General features: G+C 72.3%; 2 protein-coding genes and 1 pseudogene. 1 reads left to right on the plus strand and 2 read right to left on the minus strand.

Features of this window, described 5'->3' with window-relative positions; translation table 11 throughout:
- Window positions 1-356 precede the first annotated feature (356 nt).
- Window positions 357-458 (plus strand): annotated as a pseudogene (locus C1I95_RS37405) (DUF397 domain-containing protein); the annotation flags it as partial.
- A 68-nt stretch (window positions 459-526) separates the two neighbouring features.
- Here C1I95_RS37405 and C1I95_RS33020 read toward each other — a convergent pair.
- Together C1I95_RS33020 and C1I95_RS37410 are read right to left on the minus strand one after the other, a co-directional pair.
- Window positions 527-1,768, minus strand: coding sequence for an ATP-binding protein (locus tag C1I95_RS33020; protein WP_111219933.1), 1,242 nt, complete (start codon window positions 1,766-1,768; stop codon window positions 527-529).
- A 148-nt stretch (window positions 1,769-1,916) separates the two neighbouring features.
- Window positions 1,917-2,393 (minus strand): LppU/SCO3897 family protein, encoded by a 477-nt coding sequence (locus C1I95_RS37410; RefSeq protein WP_111219935.1) that lies wholly within the window; start codon window positions 2,391-2,393, stop codon window positions 1,917-1,919.
- Between the last annotated feature and the right edge of the window lie 655 nt (window positions 2,394-3,048).

Consider the following 3,048-nt stretch of genomic DNA (forward strand, 5'->3'; position numbering starts at 1 on the left):
GTCGATCATGGAGTTGCGGGTGACGAATTGCCCCGATATGGGCATTCTGCAGGGAGTCGCAACTGCATGATCGGCAGGGGCAGCCGCGAATGGCGCCGAGGTCACGCTCGATCGCGGATCGAGTGGCATCGGTGCGGCAGGGAAGCCACTCGATCCTGGATCGAGCGTGACCTTGGGTCGCTCGGGGGTGGGCGTCTCGTGGCGAGGCGCTGTCACGGACGCAGTCCCTGGATCTCCTCAGGGTGGCGGCAGCGCCATGGACATGACCGGCGCGCAGTGGCGCAAGAGCAGCAAGAGCGGCAACAAACGGCGGCGCCTTTGTCGAGGTCGCCGACGATCTCTCCGGCGTCGTCCTCGTCTGGGACAGGAAGGACCGTGCCGGCGGGATGCTCACCTGCCAGCCGGCGGCGTGGCGCGGCTTCGTCGAGCTGGCCAAGGCCGGCGGCCCGATCGCCTGACTGCTCTTGGAAGAAGCCCTCCGCCACCCGGTCGAGGGCTTCTCGCTGTAGGTGACCCGCCGTCTGCCTCAGGCCGGCTGGGTACGCAGGTAGCGGCCGAAGTGCGGGACGGTGAAGGCGACGGTGCCGCGTTCGCCCGAGTAGATCAGGCCCTTCTTGATCAGAGCGTCGCGGGCCGGGGAGAGACTGGCGGGCTTGCGGCCGAGGGCGCGGGCGATTTCCGCGGTCGGCACCGCCGCGTCCATGTCGTCCCGTCCGCCGCCGTCGGCCACGCCCTCGACCAGGGAGAGGGTCGCCATCGCCCGCATGTACTCGCGCTCGGCCGGCGTGGCGCGCTCGAAGCGGGAGCCGAAGAAGCCGACCGCCAACTCGGCCTCGGCTTCCGGGGCGGCGACCCGGACGTCGGCCGCGGTGATCGGCGACCGGGGGGCGTGATCCCAGGTCGCCTTCCCGTACGCCTGGACGAAGTACGGGTACCCGCCGGACTTCTCGTAGAGCAGGTCGAGCGCCTTCGCCTCGTACTGAACGTCCTCCCGCTCGGCGGGCGCGCAGAGCGCCTGGTCGGCGGCGATCCGGTCGAGCCGGTCGATGCGCTGGTAGCGGAACAGCCGCTCGGAGTAGGACTTGGCCGCGCTCAGCACCGCCGGCAGGTGCGGCAGACCGGCGCCGACCACGATCAGCGGTGCGCCGAGCTGGGAGAGTTCGTGGCAGGCGGCGCAGAGCGCGGAGACGTCTTCCGGCCCGACGTCCTGCATCTCGTCGATGAAGATGGCGACGCCGGTGCCCACGTCGCTGGCGACCGAGGCGGCGTCGGTGAGCAGCTCCACCAGGTCGATCTCGATGTCGCCGGAGTCGGCTCGGCCGCTGGCTGCCGGTACGTCGATGCCGGGCTGCCACCGGTCGCGCAGCTTCGGCGCGGCGCTGCCGCGACCGGTCGGGGTGCCCCGCTGGGCGAACGCTTTGAGCACTCCGAGGAAGGCGTCGATCCGGTCCGGTGCCCGGTGTCGGGGGGCGAGTTCCCGGACGGCCATGTGCAGTGCGGCGGCGATCGGCCGGCGCAGGGACTGCTCCGGCCGAGCCTCGATCTTGCCGCTGCCCCAGAGGCGGTTGATGGCCTGGGAACGGAGCGTGTTGAGCAGCACGGTCTTGCCGACGCCCCGCAGCCCGGTGAGCATCAGGCTGCGTTCCGGACGGCCCCGCGCGATGCGTTCCAGCACGATGTCGAAGACGTCCAGCTCGCGTCCCCGCCCGGCGAGTTCGGGCGGACGCTGGCCGGCGCCCGGGGCGTACGGGTTGCGGACCGGATCCACGAATCGCAGAGTATCGGGCCGTCTAGCCGAGGAGCTAGACATGGATAGACGGGGCTACCGGCGTGTCGCCCCTCGACATAAAACTAGTGCTGTCTAGCGTCCACGCTAGACAGCACTAGTTTTGGCAATCGGTTGGCCTGCTCCGCCGTCAGTCGCGCCGCTTGAGGCAGAGCACGAAGTCGAGGGAGTCCAGCTCGCTGTCGTAGAAGTACCAGTTCGTGTAGCCGTCGACCTGGGCGCACTTGGTTTCGGCGTCCCGCTCGCCGCTGGTCTTACCATCGAAGCGCCGCAGCACCTCGTACGACTTCGGCGCGCACTCGCCGATCAGCAGCCTCGGCTTGCCGCCGGACGACGCGGTGTTGCGTACGCACTGCCCAGGTTGCACGAACCGCGGGTCGGTGGACGAGCTGACGGCCGGCGCGCTGGGCGGGGAATCATCGTCCTCCGGCGCGTCGGGTGCCAGCGCTCCCGATTCCTGGGTCGGCGCGGCCACCGACGTGGTGGGCTGGTCGTCGTCCTGCCCGAACAGATAGAACGCGGTCGCACCGCCGAGGATCAGGACCAGCACGACCGCGAGCACCGCGATCGGCCGCCCGCGACCCCGCTTGCGCTCCGGCGGCGGCACGGGCTGGCCGGCGTACGCTACCGCCGCCCCGTCGTCGTCCTGCTGAGCGCGATGAACCTGGGTGTCCTGCGCGGGTGAGCCGTAACCGGCCTCGGCGCCCCCGTACCGGGTGCCCGGGTACTCCGGTCCGGTCGGCCCGTAGCGTCCGGCGCCGAAGTCCGGCCCGTGCTGCGGGGCACCGAAGTCCTGGCCGTGCGGCGCGGCGCGGTAGTCCGCCCCCTGCGGCGCGGCACGGTAGTCCGGCCCCTGCGGCGCAGTGCCGTAGCCCGGGGCCGGGGACCGGTGCGGCCCGCCGCCGTAGGTCTGGCCGGAGCCGTGGGGCTGGCCGCCACCGTGGGGCTGGCCGCCACCGTGGGGCTGGCCGCCACCGTGGGGCTGGCCGCCACCGTGGGGCTGGCCGGAGCCGTGGGGCTGGCCGCCACCGTGGGGCTGGCCGGAGCCGTAGGGCTGGCCGGAGCCGTAGGTCTGGCCCGGACGGTGCTGCTGACCCGGCCGGTGCGTCTGGCCCGGCCCCGGCTGACCCGGCCCGTAGTTTTGGCCCGGCCCCGGCTGGCCCGGCCCCGGCTGGCCCGGCCCGTAGGTCTGGCCTGACCCGTAGGTCTGACCCGGCGTGTAGGTCTGGGCTGACCCGTAGGTGTGGCCCGGGCCGTGGGGG

Origin of the sequence: Micromonospora craterilacus, from assembly GCF_003236315.1 — a bacterium.
Lineage (GTDB): Bacteria > Actinomycetota > Actinomycetes > Mycobacteriales > Micromonosporaceae > Micromonospora > Micromonospora craterilacus.